At 44.0% G+C, this 18,635-nt stretch carries 21 protein-coding genes; 6 read left to right on the top strand and 15 right to left on the bottom strand.

The features are described 5' to 3' along the window. The first annotated feature begins 474 nt into the window (after positions 1-474). A complete protein-coding gene (locus tag L2747_RS17605) occupies positions 475-930 on the top strand; it encodes an RNA recognition motif domain-containing protein (protein ID WP_249000311.1) in 456 nt (151 codons plus the stop codon). A gap of 13 nt (positions 931-943) precedes the next feature. On the opposite strand, the gene murI is transcribed toward L2747_RS17605, so the two are convergent. Beyond that, positions 944-1,747, bottom strand: coding sequence for a glutamate racemase (gene murI / locus L2747_RS17600; RefSeq protein WP_249000310.1), 804 nt, complete (start codon positions 1,745-1,747; stop codon positions 944-946). A gap of 198 nt (positions 1,748-1,945) precedes the next feature. Here murI and trmA point away from each other — a divergent pair, with 198 nt between their 5' ends. Then, on the top strand, positions 1,946-3,043 hold the full coding sequence (gene trmA, locus L2747_RS17595) for a tRNA (uridine(54)-C5)-methyltransferase TrmA (RefSeq protein WP_249000309.1): 1,098 nt from the start codon (positions 1,946-1,948) through the stop codon (positions 3,041-3,043). A 62-nt stretch (positions 3,044-3,105) separates the two neighbouring features. On the opposite strand, the gene fabR is transcribed toward trmA, so the two are convergent. Continuing rightward, positions 3,106-3,720 (bottom strand): HTH-type transcriptional repressor FabR, encoded by a 615-nt coding sequence (gene fabR, locus L2747_RS17590; RefSeq protein ID WP_249000308.1) that lies wholly within the window; start codon positions 3,718-3,720, stop codon positions 3,106-3,108. Between the two features lie 138 nt (positions 3,721-3,858). Between fabR and L2747_RS17585 the strand changes: the two genes are divergently transcribed. The 3 genes from L2747_RS17585 to mnmH all read left to right on the top strand — a co-directional run bounded on the left by L2747_RS17585 (position 3,859) and on the right by mnmH (position 7,299). Further along, positions 3,859-4,965 (top strand): acyl-CoA desaturase, encoded by a 1,107-nt coding sequence (locus L2747_RS17585; RefSeq protein ID WP_249000307.1) that lies wholly within the window; start codon positions 3,859-3,861, stop codon positions 4,963-4,965. 196 nt (positions 4,966-5,161) lie between these two features. Next, positions 5,162-6,202, top strand: a complete 1,041-nt coding sequence (gene selD / locus L2747_RS17580) for a selenide, water dikinase SelD (RefSeq protein WP_249000306.1) — start codon at positions 5,162-5,164, stop codon at positions 6,200-6,202. Then, positions 6,202-7,299: a tRNA 2-selenouridine(34) synthase MnmH gene (gene mnmH / locus L2747_RS17575; RefSeq protein WP_249000305.1), complete on the top strand. Its 1,098-nt coding sequence runs from the start codon at positions 6,202-6,204 to the stop codon at positions 7,297-7,299. The genes selD and mnmH overlap by 1 nt, the downstream gene beginning before the upstream one ends. A gap of 40 nt (positions 7,300-7,339) precedes the next feature. On the opposite strand, the gene L2747_RS17570 is transcribed toward mnmH, so the two are convergent. Genes L2747_RS17570 through nudE form a run of 4 tightly spaced genes read right to left on the bottom strand, consistent with a single transcriptional unit; the run spans position 7,340 to position 10,934 of the window. Further along, complete coding sequence (locus L2747_RS17570; RefSeq protein WP_249000304.1) at positions 7,340-9,067, bottom strand: MFS transporter; 1,728 nt, start codon at positions 9,065-9,067, stop codon at positions 7,340-7,342. Between the two features lie 5 nt (positions 9,068-9,072). Next, the gene (locus L2747_RS17565) at positions 9,073-9,534 is read right to left on the bottom strand and encodes a GNAT family N-acetyltransferase (RefSeq protein WP_249000303.1); all 462 of its coding nucleotides are present in this window, start codon (positions 9,532-9,534) and stop codon (positions 9,073-9,075) included. Further along, entirely contained in the window at positions 9,527-10,336 is an 810-nt protein-coding gene (cysQ, locus tag L2747_RS17560; RefSeq protein WP_249000302.1) for a 3'(2'),5'-bisphosphate nucleotidase CysQ, read from the bottom strand. Before cysQ ends, L2747_RS17565 begins: the two co-directional genes overlap by 8 nt. Positions 10,337-10,379: 43 nt before the next feature. After that, entirely contained in the window at positions 10,380-10,934 is a 555-nt protein-coding gene (nudE, locus tag L2747_RS17555; RefSeq protein WP_249000301.1) for an ADP compounds hydrolase NudE, read from the bottom strand. Positions 10,935-11,032: 98 nt separating this feature from the next. Here nudE and yrfG point away from each other — a divergent pair, with 98 nt between their 5' ends. Continuing rightward, positions 11,033-11,701 (top strand): GMP/IMP nucleotidase, encoded by a 669-nt coding sequence (gene yrfG / locus L2747_RS17550; protein WP_249000300.1) that lies wholly within the window; start codon positions 11,033-11,035, stop codon positions 11,699-11,701. Positions 11,702-11,765: 64 nt separating this feature from the next. Here the strand turns inward: yrfG and L2747_RS17545 are convergent, their stop codons facing one another. The 9 genes from L2747_RS17545 to gspF all read right to left on the bottom strand — a co-directional run bounded on the left by L2747_RS17545 (position 11,766) and on the right by gspF (position 18,635). Beyond that, positions 11,766-12,524: a type II secretion system protein N gene (locus tag L2747_RS17545; RefSeq protein ID WP_249000299.1), complete on the bottom strand. Its 759-nt coding sequence runs from the start codon at positions 12,522-12,524 to the stop codon at positions 11,766-11,768. 9 nt (positions 12,525-12,533) lie between these two features. Beyond that, positions 12,534-13,010: a type II secretion system protein M gene (locus L2747_RS17540; RefSeq protein WP_249000298.1), complete on the bottom strand. Its 477-nt coding sequence runs from the start codon at positions 13,008-13,010 to the stop codon at positions 12,534-12,536. Position 13,011: 1 nt separating this feature from the next. Continuing rightward, positions 13,012-14,199, bottom strand: coding sequence for a type II secretion system protein GspL (gspL, locus tag L2747_RS17535; RefSeq protein ID WP_249000297.1), 1,188 nt, complete (start codon positions 14,197-14,199; stop codon positions 13,012-13,014). Positions 14,200-14,245: 46 nt separating this feature from the next. Continuing rightward, positions 14,246-15,226: a type II secretion system minor pseudopilin GspK gene (gspK, locus tag L2747_RS17530; protein ID WP_249000296.1), complete on the bottom strand. Its 981-nt coding sequence runs from the start codon at positions 15,224-15,226 to the stop codon at positions 14,246-14,248. A 2-nt stretch (positions 15,227-15,228) separates the two neighbouring features. Continuing rightward, positions 15,229-15,960 (bottom strand): type II secretion system minor pseudopilin GspJ, encoded by a 732-nt coding sequence (gene gspJ, locus L2747_RS17525; protein WP_249000295.1) that lies wholly within the window; start codon positions 15,958-15,960, stop codon positions 15,229-15,231. Next, positions 15,941-16,312 (bottom strand): type II secretion system minor pseudopilin GspI, encoded by a 372-nt coding sequence (gspI, locus tag L2747_RS17520; protein WP_249000294.1) that lies wholly within the window; start codon positions 16,310-16,312, stop codon positions 15,941-15,943. Before gspI ends, gspJ begins: the two co-directional genes overlap by 20 nt. Before the next feature lie 2 nt (positions 16,313-16,314). Beyond that, positions 16,315-16,908, bottom strand: a complete 594-nt coding sequence (gspH, locus tag L2747_RS17515; RefSeq protein WP_249000293.1) for a type II secretion system minor pseudopilin GspH — start codon at positions 16,906-16,908, stop codon at positions 16,315-16,317. A gap of 1 nt (position 16,909) precedes the next feature. Next, positions 16,910-17,344 (bottom strand): type II secretion system major pseudopilin GspG, encoded by a 435-nt coding sequence (gene gspG / locus L2747_RS17510; protein WP_202723570.1) that lies wholly within the window; start codon positions 17,342-17,344, stop codon positions 16,910-16,912. Positions 17,345-17,411: 67 nt separating this feature from the next. Continuing rightward, positions 17,412-18,635, bottom strand: a complete 1,224-nt coding sequence (gspF, locus tag L2747_RS17505) for a type II secretion system inner membrane protein GspF (protein ID WP_249000292.1) — start codon at positions 18,633-18,635, stop codon at positions 17,412-17,414.

Here is an 18,635-nt window from a genome sequence, read left to right as displayed (position 1 = left end):
ACGCTTAGGTCGTTTGGCTGAGGAGGCGTATTCTACACTTCCTAGTGTCGGCGTCAAGCGCTTATTTTAAGAAGTTTTTCAAGCGATGATTCTTTATACAAGTCACATCAAATTGAGCTTCTAAAGCGATTGTCACCTGAGACTAATTTCCGTAGAAGTTAATCTCTCTAACTCTGTGTGCTTGGCTAGTTGCCTGCTTCACCGTGTCAGTGGGGTCGCATTATAGGGAGATTCAAAAAGAGCGCAAGTGCTTTTTATCAAATAAATGTTCGCCTGCTGAACTTTTCAACAAAGCTCGGTTTTTAGCTTATTTATCCTACTTTTTATGGCTAAAACAGCAGCAACTTTATGCTAGGTTATAGATAAAGTTCATTTTTTCAGCAACACACTAGTCTATTGGCTAATAATTCATTACCATATGGCAGGTTATTAACAGTTAGTTATCAATTCATTTATTCTTTAGAGATTATATTTATGCAGAAGTCATTCTTGATCGTCTTGGCCGTAGCCATTATAGGTGCACTCGCTATTTTTCAAATTGCACCGGATCTAAACGGCGCCATTGCTTTCTTTACTGGTGCTATCATCGCGAGCGTTATTTTTTCTCTTCAATCTAAAACGCCTGCTTCTACAACTAACAGCAACGAACCATATAGCGGTCCGACCATGACACTATATGTAGGTAATCTTCCTTATCGTGTACACGAAGGTGAAGTAAAGGCGCTATTTGGTGAGTTTGGCCCAGTAAACTCTGTACGTTTAGTTAGAGATCGCAAGACTGGTCGTCGTAAGGGCTTTGGATTTATTGAAATGTCAGAAGCTGGCGCTAAGAAAGCCATGGCTAAACTGAATGAGTTCGACTTCCAAGAAAGAACATTAAAAGTGCGCGAAGCTAAATCGCAAGATTCAGATAAAAGTGACAACGCATAATAGTGATGTATAGCTAACCTTGATTAGCTGAAGATCGTGACACTATAGTAGTGAAGCCTTTTTCAGCTAGTCGGGTTGTTAACCCTTCATTGATCCCCTCTGTAGTGTAAATAGCTGACCAATGCTTTTGTTGCTGAGTGCTTGCTGTACTTCCTAGTTGTTCCAACAAAAAGCACACTCGCTGCGCAACCGCTTTACCTGAATCCAATAGTGTTACTCCTTGCCCTAATACTTGCTGTATTTCTTTAGCAACGATTGGAAAATGGGTGCAACCGAGTACCAGCGTATCAAGGTTGGTTAATTGGATTGGCTTGAGCTGTTTAGCGAGATTAACTAAATCGATCTCTTCACCTGCTAATTTGGCCTCCGCGAGCATCACTAACTCAGAAGAACCAAACAACTCAACCTTACAACCTTCAGCGAATAGCTCAATCAGCTCTCTAGTGTAAGAGCGTTTTATTGTGCCCGGTGTTGCTAGCAATCCTATATGGCGCGCTTTTGATAATTGTGCGGCAGGCTTTATTGCTGGTACCACGCCAACAATAGGTATAGATAGTCGCTCTCTTAATGCAGGTAACACCAAAGTGCTAGCAGAATTACAAGCCACAACGACCATGCAGGCATTAGTTCGCGCGACTTGTTCACATATTAGCTCAACACAACCTTCAACTAATACTGACTCTTCCAGCTCACCATAAGGTAGACGAGCATTGTCAAATAGGTAGCAGTAACTTTGGCCTGGTAGTGCTTTTCTGATTTCATCGAATATAGATAGACCACCAATACCCGAATCAAAAATTAGAATAGGTCCCGACAAAAGTATTCTCCGCTATAAGATAAAATGACATCAGTTTGTATAAAGGTGCGCGCTCAAATATACGATCGAGCAGCAGGATTAACTATATTGCTTTAGAATTTTCCCACAAGCTAGGTAAAATCGGAAGCGAGAAACTGGACATCCCAGCTATCTAGTATAATATTCCGCCCCTAATTTAATGCCTACGGTGATCAAGATATGAATTTAGCAGCAATGGATCCTACAACCTATGATGTGCAGCTCGAAGCAAAGCGCGTCAAGTTAACTCAGTTATTTGCTGATTTTGACACTCCAGAGCTTGAAGCATTTAGCTCAGAGCCTGCTAATTACCGTATGCGTGCTGAATTTCGTGTTTGGCATGAAGGCGAAGATCTTTACTACTATATGTTCGATAAAGAGCTAAATAGCAAAGTTCGCTGCGATCAGTTTCTGCCTGCCAGTGAACTGATCAATAAAATGATGCCTGCTTTAGTTGAACTATTAAAGCCAAACACCATTTTACGCCATCGTTTATTCCAGATTGATTTCTTATCAACCCTAAGTGGTGAGATCTTAGTATCGCTGCTTTACCATAAACAACTTGATAGCGAGTGGGAGCAACAAGCTAAAATCCTCAAGCAAACATTAAGCACTCAGTTTAATATGAATTTGATTGGCCGTGCTCGTAAGCAAAAAATCATTTTAGATAAAGACTTTGTGGTTGAGTCACTTAATGTTGCCGGCAAGCAGTTGCAATACCACCAGATTGAAAATAGCTTTACTCAACCTAACGGTAAAGTGTCAGTTAAGATGCTTGAATGGGCTATTGATGTCACCAAAAATAGCACTGGTGATTTACTAGAGCTTTACTGCGGTAACGGTAACTTCTCTATTGCATTAGCACAAAACTTTGACCGTGTATTAGCAACTGAACTTGCTAAACCTTCTGTTGAGTCTGCCCAGTACAACATTAAAGTTAACCAAGTAGACAACTTGCAGATCATTCGCATGTCAGCTGAAGATTTCACTGAAGCGATGGCGAAAAAACGTAGCTTTAGACGTTTAGAAGGTATCGATTTAGATAGCTATAACTGTAATACCATTTTCGTCGATCCACCTCGCGCTGGATTAGATGCAGACACAGTAAAATTGGTACAAGGTTATGAGCGTATCGTTTACATCTCTTGTAACCCGCATACCTTGATCGACAATTTAGCTGAACTAAGCAAAACTCATAACATCACTCGTTTTGCATTATTTGATCAGTTCCCATATACCGACCATATGGAGTCTGGTGTATTTCTTGAAAAGAAATAAGCTTCCAGTCCAACAAAAAAAACGGCATCCTTTAGGATGCCGTTTTTCGTTTAATCATTCGATTACTTCTGCTCTTTTTTATGCTGTAAGGCCTCTGCGCCTTTAGCAATCATATGCAGCTGGATAACTAAACGATCCGCCAGAATTTTACGATCCGCGCGTTTCATATCCAGTGCTGCAGCACCTGCGTTAAACACCAATGTCACTAACGCCTCAGCTTGTGCGTGAGCTAACTCGGGAGCACGATTAGCCGTCGCTTCGGTATAATGTGCTAATTCAGAAATAAAGTGCTCGATTTCACGAGCTACTGCGCCCCTAAAAGGTGCAGATGTTCCTGAACGCTCATGTAATAAAATACGGAAAACGTTTGGGTTCGATTCAAGAACTTCCATAAAGGTTTCAACAGAAATACGAATAACACTACCGCCCGCCTCAGCACGTTGACGCCCTTTACGCATCATTTGTCTAAGCGTTAAACCACCTTCATCCACCATGGTTAAGCCCAGCTCATTCATATCTTTAAAGTGGCGATAGAAAGAAGTGGGAGCAATATTGGCTTCACGTGCAACTTCACGCAAACTCAGGCTAGAAAAGCTACGTTCAGCGCTTAATTGACTAAATGCCGCATCGACAAGTGCCCGCCGCGTTTTCTCTTTTTGTTGTGCTCTAATGCCCATCTTGAACCTACTTACAAAAATTATTCCTTGAATAATACCGCTTTTTAACACAAAACGCAGCATCAACAAACTTGACCAAGATCACTATCCAAGTTAAATTAGCGTACAGATGTACGCTCAACGAGAGATAGAACTATAATGAAAAAACCTCCAATCATCTGGATGAATGTGAGTCTGTTCACCATCACATTTGCCTCTGCCGTCATATTAGTGCCTTGGTACGGAATAGCCTATGGATTTGAAGCTATCGAATGGCTAGCCTTTGTTGTGCTCGCTTTTGCTAGCGGCCTATCTATTACCGGTGGTTACCACAGATTGTGGTCTCACCGTACCTATAAAGCCCACGCTTCAATCAGATTCCTATACGCTCTTGGCGGCGCCCTAGCCCTGCAAAACAGTGCGCTACACTGGTCTTCTGATCATCGAGTTCACCATAAACATGTTGATAATAACGACAAAGATCCTTACTCAGCCAAGATGGGATTTTGGTACAGCCATATAGGCTGGATGCTGCGCGAATATCAATCCCAGCGTTACCATGATTATAAAAACGTGCGTGATCTACAGAACGATAAAATCGTCATGTGGCAACACAAGTATTACCTTCCACTATTGCTGCTTATGAACTTTGGCCTACCAATACTATTGGGCTGGTTAAATGGCGACATTCTCGGCATGCTACTGTTAGCCGGATTGTTACGCTTAGTTGTCGTGCATCACTGCACCTTCTTTATCAATTCTTTAGCGCATATCTGGGGCTCACAGCCTTATACAGATAAAAATACCGCTCGCGATAATGGCTTCTTAGCACTGTTAACCTATGGCGAGGGCTATCATAATTACCATCATATTTTTGAAAATGACTACCGCAATGGTATTCACTGGTGGCAATACGACCCAACTAAGTGGCTAATTGATGGTTTAGCATTAGCGGGGCTAGCTGATAACCGCCGCATAGTGCCACAAGAACGCATTGAACATGCGCGCCTGCAAATGCAACTTAAGCGCACACAAAATAAAGTGGCACACTTACCTAATAGCGAAGAGATAATCGACAAGCTTCAAGCTGAGTATGAGATGCTTAAAACGCATCTTGCTGACTATTACGCCGCTAAAAAAGCCTTGATCGAAGCTAAGCGACAACAACTTGCTGATAAGCATCTACTTAGCCAAGTTAAAGAGTTAAAACAGCGCTTTAAGCAACAACAAAAAAGCTGGCACAGTCTTACTGCAAGCTTTGGTTAATAACCAGCATTAATACCTATCAAAACAGCCGCTCACTAGAGCGGCTTTTTATTTGCGGGCCAAAAAAGCCCGATTAGGTTAATTATTCTCTGCAGGATAAGCCTCAAGTCTCAACTTGTACTTGCGGTTGATTGAAGTCACTGGGGTATGGGTCTATTATGATCGGCTACTTACCTTTTTAGGGCGATTTAAGCTCATGTCAGATTCAGAAATCAAACTTACCGAATATAGTCACGGTGCGGGCTGCGGCTGCAAAATTTCACCAAAAGTGCTGGGCACGATTCTTGCCACCCAGTTACCCGTTTTTGATGATCCGAATCTGCTAGTAGGTAACCAGACTCGCGATGATGCTGCGGTTTATAAGCTAAACGAAACCACAGGTATTATCAGCACCACTGACTTTTTCATGCCGATAGTAGATGATCCATTTACCTTTGGTCGCATTGCAGCCACTAACGCGATTAGCGATATCTACGCCATGGGTGGTACACCTATGATGGCGATTGCGATTTTAGGCTGGCCGGTAAATAAACTGCCAGCAGAAGTGGCACAGCAAGTGGTTGATGGCGGTCGTAAAGCCTGTGCCGATGCAGGTATTATGCTAGCCGGTGGCCACAGTATTGATTCGCCAGAGCCAATCTTTGGTTTGGCCGTTACTGGACAAATTCCATTAGAAGAGCTCAAGCAAAACGATACCGCTAAAGCTGGCGACAAACTTTACCTGACTAAGCCGCTGGGGATTGGCATTTTAACCACAGCACAAAAACAGAAAAAGCTTGCCGATGCAGATCTAAACACAGCAGCTGAAGCCATGTGCCAATTGAACATTCTCGGCCCTAAAATCGCTAAGATCCCCCAAGTTAACGCATTAACTGACGTAACGGGATTCGGCCTAGCGGGTCATTTACTTGAAATGTGCCACGGTGCCGACCTTAGTGCTAAAATTGATGTGAGCTTACTGCCATTGCTGCCAAACGCACGTCACTACCTAGAATTAGGCTGTATCCCTGGTGGCACCCATAGAAACTTCGACAGTTACGGTGAGCACTTACCAACATTAACTGAAGAGCAAAAAGCGATTATTTGTGATCCACAAACCAGCGGTGGTCTACTCATTGCGGTAGCTGAAGAAGGCGAAGCTGCACTTACCACTCTGCTAACTGAAAATGGTATTGAACCTATCTGTATTGGTCAGCTAATTGAAAACAATGCGGGTAAAACCGTGGAGCTGATTTAATGTCACTCAATAAAGTGCGCGCAAGCGAATATCGCCGCATTCTCGTTAGCGATCATCCCATTATGGATGCCCGCGCGCCTGTCGAGTTTGACAAAGGAGCCTTCCCAGCCAGCGTTAATCATCCCCTTATGGAAGATGAAGAGCGCCGTTTAGTTGGCACCTGCTATAAAGAACAAGGCCAACAAGCCGCTATCGAACTGGGGCACTCCCTTGTTCATGGCGATGTGAAACAGCAAAGAATCGCTGCTTGGGTTAAGTTTTTTAGCGAAAACCCTGACGGTTACATTTATTGTTTTCGTGGCGGTTTGCGCTCTCAGCTAACCCAGCAATGGATTAAAGAAGCGGGCTTAGATATCCCTTTTATCGAAGGTGGCTACAAGGCGATGCGTCAGTTTCTAATTGAAACTATTGACGCAGCACCGAGTGTAAAGCCTATGCTGATCTTAAGCGGCATTACTGGTAGTGGTAAAACCGACTTTCTTCTCAAACGCAAAGAGGCGGTTGACCTTGAAGGACTTGCGCATCATCGAGGCTCTAGCTTTGGTCGCTACCATGAAGGGCAACCAAGCCAAATCAACTTTGAAAATGCACTCGCTGTTGCGCTATTAAAGCATCAAGACAGTGAAGCTAAACACTTGCTACTAGAAGATGAAAGCTACCTAATTGGCCGCTCAGCCCTGCCTCAAGCATTTTATGCTGGTATGCAGACTGCCAATGTATTGGTATTAGAAGAATCTTTAGACGCTCGCTTAGCGCGCCTGTTAAACGAATATGTACACAAAATGCATAGTGGTTATATTCAGAGATTAGGCGAAGAGCAAGGGTTTACCGCTTTTGCAGAATACCTAGCCCAAAGCATTACAGGAATTAAAAAGCGCCTTGGCAATAAGCAGCATGATGAGTTTCAAGCTATTATCACTAACGCCTTAGCTATCCAGCAAAGCCAAAATGATACCAGCGCACACTTAGAATGGATTGAATTGCTATTGGTCAAATACTACGACCCAATGTATCAATACCAAATCGATAAAAAGGCCGAACGAATTATCTTTAAAGGTGATCATCAGGCTATGCACCAATGGCTAGATAACCAATAAAGCATTTATTACCTCATTAACAGCTGGCAATTTTTACTAATTAGCCTGCTGTTAGTGGGCGTATTTCTAAAACTAATCGCTTTGCTCCATCAGCTTTAACTGACAGCTTGGTTGTGACACAAGTGTAGTCTTTTAGCTCTGCTTGAACCTGCTTTAACTGCACAGCACTGACGCAAATGACACTGTCGATATCAAGCTCTGCAGCCTCATAACTTTCAGTACTAGCATCCTTCGTTGTAGCATTATTATCTGTAGCATCGTCTACGCTGCTCGCCAAATAGCTAATGCACAATACTGCGCGACGATAAAAACGATTGAGACTCAGCCGTTGAATCATGCCCTCGGTAAAATGTACTGGGTGAGTAAAACTGCCGTAAAGTAACATCATGTCACTCCAACTTAGGTTATCAGTCACCACAATCAACTTAGCTTGCTTATGCAAAGCGTTAGGGTCGTCTAAGCTCACTTTATGTTTAAACCTACGGTAGTAATAACTGCTCATGCTCAACAGTAACTCAGGCCACCCCAACAACAGCCAACATAAAACCAGCACATTACCCACAGCTAAGAGTAAAAATAGTTGCTCAATTTGCCACTGAAAAACATTCAAAATAACCATGGCAAATACTGCTGATGTCACCATAAACAACGCATTGATAATATTATTGCTGGCAATCGCTTGGGCACACTCGCCATCTTTTGCCCGTGCCTGAATGTAGGTATACAAGGGCACTATAAATAAACCACCGCCTCCCCCTATCATAAACAGATCAAGCATCAGTCGATAATGGTCAGCTTCGGCAATAAAGCTTTGTAGATTATAAAGTGCTGCTAGCTCAGGTTTAGCAGGGATCGCAAAGTACAGGTCAATACCAAAGCCTGCCAACAAGGCTAAACCTAGCGGCATAATACCCAATTCAACTTGATGACAAGACAGCCGTTCACAAACAAAAGAGCCGGCAGCGATACCCACCGAAAACAGTAATAACAGCAAGGACACCACTGTAGGGTCAGCAGCTAAGGTAATACGTGCAAAATTAGGGAATTGCGTCAGATAAGTTGCACCGACAAACCAAAACCAACTAATGGCTAAAATCGCGACCCAAATACCCGGTGTGCGACGTGCCTTTTTAATATTGGCAAATGTTGCCCTAACAATAGAAAAGTGCGGTTTTTGCAGTGAATGGGCAGGAATGCTTGGAATAAACCAGCTTGTTAACGCTCCTATCAAAGCCAAGATAAATACACTGGCTGCCGCCCAATAAGTCGCATTGTCACTAGCAACTATCAATCCTGCAGAAATCGTTCCCGCTAAGATAGCCAGAAAGGTTCCCATCTCAACCCATGCATTACCCGACACGAGTTCACTGTTATCAAGTACTCTTGGCAACAAAGAATACTTTACCGGCCCAAAGTATGCCGACTGTACACCCATTAAAAATAACAGTAACAACATCACCATGTAGCTGTGACTAACAATCGCAAATACCGCGAACGACATGATCACTAACTCTAGTAATTTTAATCTGCGGATCAGTGCGGATTTATCAACATAGTCAGCAACTTGACCTGCATGGGCGGAAAACAGTAAGAAAGGTAAAATGAATAGACCTGCGGCCAAATTGACAAATAAATTAACGTCGATGGGAAGTTCATCAACTTGGGAATAAGCGACTAAGAGCAGCAGCACATTCTTAAATACATTATCGTTCAATGCGCCAAGGCATTGAGTAACAAAATAAGGTAAGAAGCGCCGGCTCAATAACATCAGGGTTAGGTGTTCTCCGCTTTCGCAAAGCGCATCAATAACCGCGGCTCACCTTTACCAAAATAGTCAGCCTCAAAGCCATGTTCAATAAAACCATGGCGAGCATATAGCGCTTTAGCTGGATTGTCTGGTGCAACGGTTAACTGCAAATAGTTAACCTCGGCCGGTAAGGTGCTGATCAGTCTTGAGATTAGCTGGCCGCCAATGCCCTGACCACGAGCAGTATCGGCGACAGCAACGGATAGAACCCAGTGAGTATCAACTTCTGCACTCGTCGATGCTAACAGATAGCCGAGCACAGAGCCTTGGCTATCTTTAGCGATCAAAAAGCCGTTAGGCCAGCAATCTAATGCCTGTCTAAAGAAAAAATCAGGGTAGCTATGCCCAGCAAAACATTGCTGTTCGAGGGCATCGATTGCGATTAGGTCTGATTTAGTCGCAAGGAAAAAATCAACCGCATCATTCATTGATTAAGATTTGATCCCATTCTAAAGCAGGAGATCCCACCACGATAAAGTTAGGGTTTTCTAAAGATTCACGCTCATTATAAGTTAATGGCTGCAGGTTAAGATCCATAATTTGACCGCCCGCCTCTTCAACAATAATTTGCGCAGCGCCTGTATCCCACTCCCCCGTAGGACCAATACGTACGTAGCAATCAGCGCGACCTTCAGCAATTAGGCAACTCTTTAATGCTGCGCCACCCAATACTACTAATTCGCAGTGTTTATCTTGATTAAATAGCTTAATCACAGATTGCGGATCTTGACGGCGACTGACTGCTAAGCGCAGTGAATCAGAGTCATTGGTTAGCTGTTTACTACTAATACGCACTTCTATGCCGTCTTTACGCTTGTAAGAACCTAATCCTGCAATGCCGTAATAACAAACTTCAGTCATCGGTGCATATACCACGCCCATAATCGGGCGATTATGTTCTACTAACGCGATAATCACTGAGAAGTCACCGCTGCCAGCGATAAACTCACCGGTACCATCTAGTGGATCCACTAACCAATAGCGTTGCCAGTCACAGCGGTCCGCAAAGGGGATGTCAGCATCTTCTTCTGAAAGAACAGGAATGTCTGGCGTCAATTCTGTTAGCGCGCGGGTAATAATTTCATGGGCAGCGAGATCTGCAGAGGTCACAGGTGTATTGTCAGATTTGATCTCACGCTCAAATTCACCTTTTTGGTAAATATCGCGGATCTTTTTACCTGCAAGCGTGGCAATTTCAATGACTTGATCTACATAATTCTCTGGCTTCATAACTACTCCAACAGCCTAATACCCATGACCTACGTCGATTTGACTAACTTAGTTGTAGATGTTTTTGCGCTAAAAATAAAGCACTTACACTACGTGATTCGGAAAAATCTTCTTCATTCAACAAATCTTGCCAATTTGCTAGCGGCCAAGCCACCATATCAATCGGCTCTGGCTCGTCGCCTTCTAAACGACTTTCATAAAGATCTTCAGCAATAAAAATCTGCATTTTACTGGCAAAATAACCCGGTGCTAGGCTTAACTCCATTAAATGAGTTAACTTTTTAGCGCCGTAGCCAATCTCTTCTTGAAGCTCTCGATTAGCCGCTTCATGGGCTTCTTCACCCGGATCAATTAACCCCTTAGGAAAGCCCAGCTCATAGCTATGAGTACCTGCAGCATATTCTCGCCCAAGCAAGAGTTGATTGCCATTAAGCACAGGAACCACCATCACCGCACCACGATTATTACCTTTCATACGCTCATATTGGCGTTCTACCTGGTTAGAAAATCTTAGATGCACTTGTTCGATTTGAAACAGTCGGCTTTGTGCAACGACTTCAGCGTGCAAAATTTCCGGTTTCTGATTTTTTTTAGTCATACACATCCCAGTGCCGCTGCCGACTTGTCATTTAATTCAGTATAATCTTACTATTGTTCACCCAATCTACAACATGAATTTTCTAGGATCAGCTAACTATGTTTCCATGGACAGAAATTGACACCGTTTTGCTCGATATGGATGGTACGCTTTTAGACCTGCATTTCGATAATCATTTTTGGGTGCAGTTGATCCCTAAAGTACTCAGCGAACAACGCAATATCTCACTGCAAGAGGCTAGTGATTGGGTTGAAGCATGCTATAACAATGTGGCAGGCACCCTTAATTGGTATTGCCTAGAGTATTGGGAGCAGCAAATGGGGCTAGATATTATGGCGCTGCACCGCACGCTGGTTGAACGCATTCAGATGCGCCAAGACAGCATGCCTTTTCTTGAGGCTTTACAGCGTACGGGCAAATCTCGCATTTTGGTTACCAATGCCCACCCTAAAAATCTAGGATTAAAACTAGAGCATACCGATTTAGCCCTAGGCCTCGACGCGATGATATCCAGCCATGAAACCGGTTATCCAAAAGAGCACCCCGAGTTTTGGGTACAGTTATTTAAGCGTTTCAATCTTGAGCCTAGCCGTTGTTTGTTTATTGATGATAACGAAGCCATTTTAGCGGCGGCAAAGCTCGCTGGTGTCGGTTATCAGCTTGGTATTGCTAATCCAGACAGCCAAAAGCCGAATAAGGTGTTTGATGATTTCCCTGCGATTGAAGATTATCACCACTTGTTTGATGAGTTACTGCAGCAAAAGTAGACCATCAACGACAAAAAAGGCGCTGATACAGCGCCTTTTTAAAAGTCTATCAAAGCTAAGCTAACTAGATAGGTAATCGGCCTTGATAAGTAATGGGGTAATAACCTTGGCTATCCTTTTTACCTAAGAAAGATAAGGCCTTTTTCAAGTCATCAGGCTGAGTATTCACTTCGCGGATTTTGGCGTTAACTTGCACCATTTTTTGATCCGCCAGAACAATTGTGCCATCCAAACCTAAACCATTTAGCTTCTCATCTGTGGTCAATTCTACTTTGCCATCAAGACATGCTAGGCCTAGCGCAATATCCCCCAGAGGGTATTTACCAAACTGGTTAGTGACATTCACTTGGTTTAAAAACAACTTACCAGATAACTGCTCACACCAAGGCAAACCTTGCTCAAACGTATCAACTAGCACACTTAGGTCACCATTAATTTTGGTTCTAAAAGGTAAGTTAGTACGTCCTAATAAAAAGCTACTCGGCGCTTCAAATCTTAAGCCTGAGGCATCGAGCCCCGACATTGAATAGGCGATAGTGCCTTTACCATTAACCGCGCTAGCACGGCTGCCAATCACTACATCAGCTTTAACCGTGCCAGTAAACAGCGATAGTACATTTAGATCCCAGGTAATCATCTCAACTTGGCGCTTTTGCACGTTAAGCATATCGATGCTACCCGCCCAAATAGTACCGGATACACCACTAATTGTGACATTACTTGGCAATGGAGCCAGCTTTACCGCCATACTGGCCGGAAACAACACCACTAAAAATACTAAGTAGATTAAAAAGCCTAACGCTATCTTCTTTGCTAATTTCACCACAACACCTTATTTCGACAGCTGAATACGACGCACATTAACGTAACCAGGAGTATCTGATTCAGCTAAGTCTAAACTCTCTAAAGACAAGCCTTTATTTTGCACCAGCTCGTTAAGATAGTTCAGCAACGTATCGAATGGCACTTCGTCCATCCATACTTGAATTTTATTGCCTTGAGGCTGCATACGGGTGATCTCTAACCCAAATGCACCTGCGGTTTGGTTAACTGCAGCACTTAAACTGCCTCTGAACGCATTACTGCTGCCGCTTTGCTTTAGGCCTGCAATACGGTTGGCGGTTTGCTTAACGTAGTTCAGCGTGCTTTGCTGACCTTCTAGATTACGCTGCGCCTCGTCTTCAGAATTGGCTATCGGGGTCCAAACACCCCAGTACAAAATACCAATAACTAACACCACACCACAGGCAGAAACCATCTGCTTTTCACGCAAAACTAAGCCATTCCACCAAGCTTTAAAGTTTTCCATCTTATTTGCTCCTTATGGTTAAGGTGCTGGTGACTTCTGACTCACCACTATTCATGGCACCACCGGTAAGGGTATAAGAGCCCGCAATGATCTCTTTAAATTTCTCAATTTGCTCGTAGTTTTTAGCCGTCACCTGCATGCGAATCTCACTACGATTACTGTCAAAACGCAGCGTCGTTGGCTTAAGTGCAGGTACTTGTGCAAACGCTTCTTGCATGCCGCTAAGCATGACAAAGAACTCACTACCACTGCCGCCACCTTGTAAGGTGCGCACATAACTGCCCATTTGTGAGCGTAGGTTAACCACCCGTGAGCTACCCGGTACAACCTGCTTATAAATTTGCTCGCTTTGCGCTTGTAATTCATCAGCTGCGGTATTCATTTGGTGGATATTTAAGCCTTTATTGACCAATGCCAATACCACCACAACAGCAAATGCGATAGCGGCATTGCGCCATAATAATAAGTGCTTACCGTATTCTTTCTTTGGCTTATAAACGCCTGATAGTAAGTTCATTGGCGCATTGAGTAAGCCCTTAGCCAGCACCAACATAGGTAAATCTAGCGGCTGAGTCTTTACCTCGGTTCCAGCAAGTTGCAGCTCTGTATAGCCAGCTACTGTAGTTTGTGCGTCAGCGGTTAATAACTGAGGTAATGCCATGTTGAGCCAGTTTTGACTCAGGCTAACACCACTGCCTGCGCCAGTGCGCAGCAATACTTCTTTACCCAGCGTCATTGCCGCCCAGTCGCAATCAGCAAGCGGCAGCGCTAAACAATCAGGAACAATACACTTAGCTTTAAGCCCTGCATCGCTAAGCCACTCGATCCACATTTGCATCTGCTCATGTGCAACCACTGCAATACTTAAGGCATCGCCATTACGGGGGCCAGTCACAAAATGCAGCTCATCAACATTTTGCGCTAAATTTTCTTCCAGCATAAATGGCAGCGCTTTAATTGCTTGGCGTTGGCTTTTTTCTGGTAGATCGACTTCGGTTAGCGTAATGCTTGATGCTGGTACTAATACGTCTACACCGCGATTACCCGCTCTTTCAGTAAGAGTCGATAGTGCACTGGCGTTACTAAGTTCGCCAGAACCTATAATTTCTTGTTCCTGCTCAGACCAAACGAGCCAAGAGCATGATTGCTCAGCGGTTTGCCCTAATCGGATAAATAGTCTTTCACTCACTGATTTATCTCCACGAGTCTCTCTAATTTCAATTAAAGGACTGTTGTTATTTTTGCCCACCAAACTGGCGAGATAACACTTCTAATTTTTTACTATCGCCGTAAAGCACGCTTTCTAATCTAAATACCGCGGTATCAACTTTCGCGCCGGCATCGAGGAGGAAGTACTTACTGGTCACGCCAAAGCTAGACTTAAGCTTAGCGTCGCCGGCAAGTGATGCCACCGATGAGTTTTCCCAAAACTCATTGATGTCTTCATAACCGTCGATCGGCCTTTGATTGATGATGCTCTCAGCTTCACCGACAGAAATCTTGTTATCGAACATTCCTGCGATAATCGCAGCGTGTTCTACTGGCACTGTATTAACGTTTAATACCTGAGTCGTATTACCCGGGATTGCACACACGTAAGGCGCCAGTTTTAAATAAATATCCTGGGTAAAGCCCATTACTGCACGCAGCTCACTCTTATGACTCATCAAAGTATTTGCCGCACGATACGGTACATTACGCGACTCGTACTCAGCATCTTCCGCGCCATAAGGTCCAGCAGTTGTATCTTCATCGATATAGTCTTTAGCGGTTTGTGCAAGTCTCTCAGCAGCAAACTCATCCATCCCCAGCGCAACTAACAAACCTTTAAATTGCACCGCCGGCAATGGCATTTTAGGTTGACCATTTTCAACTTTCTCACTCGGTGCCGACAATGAATTCACATTAAAACATGAACGCATATCACTAATTTTGCCGGCTATTTCCCCTTTCTCAGCTGGAAAAATAACGTCAGCAAGAGCCCAGTATTGCTGCAAATGCACGGTATCCGAATCTTCTAAATCTTGTTTCAGTACTTTCTTGGCGATCTCTTCAGCTGAAATGGCGTACCAAAACGCTTGGTCGTACTGAGCCATGTTCAAAGTACGTCTAACTGACAACTGATTACGGGAGGTAATGTTAGTGGCTATAATTGCCACCATAGCCACAATCAACAAAACTACGATAAGGGCAACACCACGCTGCTTAGAAGGCATAATTACTTTCCTCCGCCTTGTTCGTTAGCATTGCCGTCATCGGGCTTAGAGTCGTCATTATCCTTGTTATTGCCGCCGTTATTATTACCGCCATTGTTGCTGTCATCATTGCTACCAGCCAGCGCACCTTGTGGTACTAAAAACTTACGTTGTACTTTACCAATGTCTTCAAACTCAATTTCGATTGCGATGGCCTTAGGTAGCTTAGTCGCGTCAGTTTTACGCTCCCATTTATCATCGGCAAAGAACGCGTACTCAACTGAAATGACTTTATCCATAATCATAGTTTTAATTGGTTCTGCGCCAAACTCAGGCTCAGGATATGGGTAATACCAACGCTGTAATTTGCCGTCCATCACCACATAAGCCACCGACTGCAAACTGCCTCGCGGCAATAAACCGTCTGGGTTTAACCAACCTAAGCGAAAAAACACTAATGACTCTGATTCCGAGTCGAGCATATTACTGCCAGTTTGAAATACGGTGGTGCCACGACCGCCCTCAAGCAATCTAGGTGTACGCGCTACCATCTGATTTAAATCACGCTCAATAATCCCAAAACCTTGCTGCATCGCTTTTAATTTAACGGCAAACTCTCGGGTAGCGGTATCGTTTTTCATCACAGTGCTCAGTACTGTATTTGCGGCTAGCCCTAACATGGCAAAAATCGCTATCGCAATAAGCATTTCAAGCAGCGTAAAGCCGCGCACCGACTTAATCCGCTTTAAGTACATAACTACTCACTTCAGCAATAGTTCGCGAAAACCGTTCATCGTCGCTAATACTAATGCGGATCATTCTAAAATTATCATCGGTCGTTTTAATGACCTCTTTACGCCAATACCATTCTTGATTGGCCAGTTCTACTTGGCCGTCTTTACGACCAATCTCAGGGAATTTAGGATCTAAACGGGCATCAACCATTTGGTTATGTGCCACCCATTGCGCCATAGTGCGCTCTTCTAAAATCGGCATATTGGCAATCTGCTCACCGAGACTTTTGGTGATCGACACAGCTGCAATAGAGAACACAGCTAATGCCACGATCACCTCTAGCAAGGTCATGCCTTTTTGCTTAATCGACATGGTTATAAGACTTCTTCATCTTCAAAACCCATGCGCAAGCGCCCAAGTGCGTCACCAACGACCATCACTTCGATATCTTTTTGTAACTCGTCTTCGCTTACAAATGACAATTCAAATGCGCTCATTTCACCACTTGGGAAAAGTAAAATCTGTGGTTCAGGAAACTTCTTCTTATCTTCAGCTGACTTTTCAATCAGAGGCTCATCGAACCAAGAGTCCTGCTCTTCGTCTTCTTGCACCAAAGGTAAACCGTCAAGAACTAGAACAAGCTCAACACCTGGCTCCATTTCACGCTCAACCAGCAAACGGTCTTGTTCTAGCGGTTTCCACTTACCTTCGTCGTAATACACATACTTGTAGCTAGTGTCTTCAACCACAATACCGACAAAATGGCCACTAAGAACTGTTTCGTCGAGCACCATTTCAGTAGCGAGCATAAACTGCTGTGCAGTGCGCTCAAGTGCTTTTTCTTTACCTGCACCGCCCATACCTAGGGTGACAGCCGTTGCCGCTAGCCCCATAAGCAAAACAACCAGCAACACCTCCATTAAGGTGAAGCCGGTTTGGCGCGCTAAGTTAGTTCGCGGCAAGATCATCTTATTGGAAGTTCTGGAGGTTCCAGTTACCAATATCGTCTTCAGTACCAGGTTGACCATCTGGGCCTGAACTGAAGATGTCTAACTTACCGTTTTCACCTGGGCTCAGTAGCAGGTAGTCATTGCGCCATGGGTCTTGTGGTAAACGCTTAACATAACCGTCAGCGCGGTAGTTACGTGGCTCAGGAGAGATAGTTGGCTTTTGCACTAATGCTTCAAGACCCTGCTCTGTTGTTGGATATACACTGTTATCTAGCTTATACATGTCCAACGCATTTTCTAATGCAACGATATCTGAAACTGCTTTTTGTTGGTCAGCTTTATCTTTGTTACCCATTAAGTTAGGTACCACCATAGAAGCTAAGATCCCCAAAATAACAATAACCACCATGACTTCTAAAAGGGTAAAACCTTTTTGCTTATTACGTGTTTGCATTAACAAATTCCTTAAACTAAAAATCTCATACCCCAAGTGACAACTGCGTTGCCGCTAGCGGTGAGTATTAACCACTAATCATATTATTCAGCGCCAAAATTGGCTGAAGAATAGCTAGAACAATAAATAGAACCACTGCGGCCATACTAACAACCAGCATAGGTTCAAACACCCCAAGAGCAATCGTCACATTAGACTCAAACTCCCGGTCTTGGTTATCCGCGGCGCGCTCAAGCATTTGCTCAAGTTGACCACTTTTTTCACCAGAGGTAATCATATAGAGCATCATTGGCGGAAAAAGTTTGGTATTGGCCAAAGCAGCGCCCAAACTTGTGCCCTCGCGCACTCGCAATGTTGCATCTTCTACAGCCGCTTTCACTCTTACATTGACCAGTACGTCGCTAGCAATACGCATAGCATCAAGCAGTGGCACAGAGCTGGCAGTTAGGATACTTAACGTACGAGCAAAACGGGCGGTATTAAGGCTTTTACTGACCTTGCTGATCACAGGCAAACGCAACAACATACTGTCGTATTTCATGCGATTTTTCGGCGAAACCAGCAAGCGCTTAGCCATAAAGAACAATCCAACAATCACACCTAATACAATTAGACCGTAATCACGGATAAAATCTGACGATGCAATTAGTAGCTCGGTAGTCCAAGGCAGTTCTTGTCCCATATGCTCAAACTGACCAACTACCTGTGGCACTACTGCGGCAAGCAAGATAGCAATCACACCGATGGCTACAACGGTAAGCACGATTGGGTAAATCATTGCTTGGGTCATTTTGCTTTTAAGTTGCTGACGGCGCTCGGTGTAATCGGCAAGGCGATTAAGCACAACTTCTAAATGGCCTGACTTTTCACCCGATGCCACCATCGCGCGGTACAACTCATCAAAAATATGCGGAAATTCTGCCATAGAGTCAGCAAGGCTATAACCTTCAACAACACGCGAACGTACAGCCATAACCATACTGGCGAGACGATCTTTCTCGCACTGTTGTCCAACCGCTTTTAGTGCCTCTTCGACAGGTAAGCCTGCTGCGACTAAGGTAGCGATTTGACGAGTGATCAGTGCTAACTCAGCGGTAGAAATTCCACGCTTAAGAAAACTCAACCCCGAAGATTTAGCCTTACTTTCTTTTTCTACCACTGGTGTAATTTCCAATGGCATTAAACGTTGCTCTCTGAGCTGAGTTCGAGCGTGACGGGCAGTATCAGCCTCAACCACACCTTTTTGCTGTTTGCCGGTTTTATCTAACGCTTTATATTCAAATGCTGGCAT

Origin of the sequence: Shewanella marinintestina (assembly GCF_023283845.1) — a bacterium.
Taxonomy (GTDB): domain Bacteria; phylum Pseudomonadota; class Gammaproteobacteria; order Enterobacterales; family Shewanellaceae; genus Shewanella; species Shewanella marinintestina.
The sequence above is the reverse complement of the archived record's forward strand: the minus strand, read 5'-3'. Positions and strand labels throughout refer to the sequence as shown.

What these genes read in the sequence shown, in the direction of transcription:
- cysQ (WP_249000302.1), bottom strand. Translation starts at nt 10,336, where the DNA reads ATGAAGCCAGAGAATTATGTAGATCAAGTCATTGAAATTGCCACGCTT.
- gspI (WP_249000294.1), bottom strand. Translation starts at nt 16,312, where the DNA reads ATGTCGATTAAGCAAAAAGGCATGACCTTGCTAGAGGTGATCGTGGCA.
- gspG (WP_202723570.1), bottom strand. Translation starts at nt 17,344, where the DNA reads ATGCAAACACGTAATAAGCAAAAAGGTTTTACCCTTTTAGAAGTCATG.
- gspH (WP_249000293.1), bottom strand. Translation starts at nt 16,908, where the DNA reads ATGATCTTGCCGCGAACTAACTTAGCGCGCCAAACCGGCTTCACCTTA.
- trmA (WP_249000309.1), top strand. Translation starts at nt 1,946, where the DNA reads ATGAATTTAGCAGCAATGGATCCTACAACCTATGATGTGCAGCTCGAA.
- fabR (WP_249000308.1), bottom strand. Translation starts at nt 3,720, where the DNA reads ATGGGCATTAGAGCACAACAAAAAGAGAAAACGCGGCGGGCACTTGTC.
- mnmH (WP_249000305.1), top strand. Translation starts at nt 6,202, where the DNA reads ATGTCACTCAATAAAGTGCGCGCAAGCGAATATCGCCGCATTCTCGTT.
- L2747_RS17585 (WP_249000307.1), top strand. Translation starts at nt 3,859, where the DNA reads ATGAAAAAACCTCCAATCATCTGGATGAATGTGAGTCTGTTCACCATC.
- L2747_RS17540 (WP_249000298.1), bottom strand. Translation starts at nt 13,010, where the DNA reads ATGGAAAACTTTAAAGCTTGGTGGAATGGCTTAGTTTTGCGTGAAAAG.
- L2747_RS17565 (WP_249000303.1), bottom strand. Translation starts at nt 9,534, where the DNA reads ATGAATGATGCGGTTGATTTTTTCCTTGCGACTAAATCAGACCTAATC.
- gspJ (WP_249000295.1), bottom strand. Translation starts at nt 15,960, where the DNA reads ATGTACTTAAAGCGGATTAAGTCGGTGCGCGGCTTTACGCTGCTTGAA.
- yrfG (WP_249000300.1), top strand. Translation starts at nt 11,033, where the DNA reads ATGTTTCCATGGACAGAAATTGACACCGTTTTGCTCGATATGGATGGT.
- nudE (WP_249000301.1), bottom strand. Translation starts at nt 10,934, where the DNA reads ATGACTAAAAAAAATCAGAAACCGGAAATTTTGCACGCTGAAGTCGTT.
- L2747_RS17570 (WP_249000304.1), bottom strand. Translation starts at nt 9,067, where the DNA reads ATGTTATTGAGCCGGCGCTTCTTACCTTATTTTGTTACTCAATGCCTT.
- selD (WP_249000306.1), top strand. Translation starts at nt 5,162, where the DNA reads ATGTCAGATTCAGAAATCAAACTTACCGAATATAGTCACGGTGCGGGC.
- gspK (WP_249000296.1), bottom strand. Translation starts at nt 15,226, where the DNA reads ATGCCTTCTAAGCAGCGTGGTGTTGCCCTTATCGTAGTTTTGTTGATT.
- gspF (WP_249000292.1), bottom strand. Translation starts at nt 18,635, where the DNA reads ATGCCAGCATTTGAATATAAAGCGTTAGATAAAACCGGCAAACAGCAA.
- L2747_RS17605 (WP_249000311.1), top strand. Translation starts at nt 475, where the DNA reads ATGCAGAAGTCATTCTTGATCGTCTTGGCCGTAGCCATTATAGGTGCA.